The sequence below is a fragment of the Dietzia massiliensis genome (genome assembly GCF_018390595.1).
In the GTDB taxonomy this organism is placed as follows: Bacteria; Actinomycetota; Actinomycetes; order Mycobacteriales; family Mycobacteriaceae; genus Dietzia; species Dietzia massiliensis.
Map to the genome: position 1 here is coordinate 1 of NZ_JAHBAV010000136.1, position 727 is coordinate 727.

Here is a 727-nt window from a genome sequence, read left to right on the forward strand (position 1 = left end):
GTCTGCCCGGGCAGCGGGACCTCGGACTCGTCGACCGGTGCGGGCGGGGTCGTGCGGTGGGGACAACCGGTGATGTCACGGGGGGTGTCGAAGTACGACGACGAGGTGGTCGACGGCAACACGGCCGCCGGCGGCGCCTCCGTGAGCGAGAGATCCGGCGCGGGCTCGACGGCCGTAGCGGGGCCCGCGGCGGCGAGGGGCGTCAGCGCGACGAGGGCTGCGGTCGCGAGGCCGGCGGCGCGGTGTGCGGGCCGTCGTCGGGTGCTGGTCACGGGTCCAGATTGTAGGACCGGCCTGGGCGTTCGCGGGCCGGACCCGCCGTGAGACGGGCCCGCCGAGGGTCGGGCCTGCCGAGGGACGGGCCCGCTCGAGGGTGGGGCTCGCTGAGGGTCGGGCCCGCTCGACACGGCCCGCCGAGACCCGCACGGCGCGCGCGAACTACACCGCGTCCGCCCCTCTCGATGGCGTTTCGCTCCCGGTGCCGCTTGCAGCCGCTCTCGGCGATGGCGTCTCGCTCGCGCATCGGTACGCGCCAGACGCCATGGCGAGAGGCGGCTATGGGAGGCACGGGAGGCATGGGTAGGTAGGTGCGCAGTGACGCGGGCAGCGCAGGCCCAGGCGGGACGCCGTTGCGCGCAGGGCGGGCCGCATTCGCGGGCGGGGCTGGCCGGAGACGCAGGCTGGCCGGAGATGCAGGCGGACCGCAATCGCGACCGCGGGCGGGGCG

1 pseudogene is annotated in these 727 nt (G+C 76.5%); it reads right to left on the bottom strand.

Going from position 1 to position 727, the window contains the following annotated elements:
• A pseudogene (locus KHA85_RS16490) lies at window positions 1–272 on the bottom strand (D-alanyl-D-alanine carboxypeptidase family protein); the annotation flags it as partial.
• Window positions 273–727 lie beyond the last annotated feature (455 nt).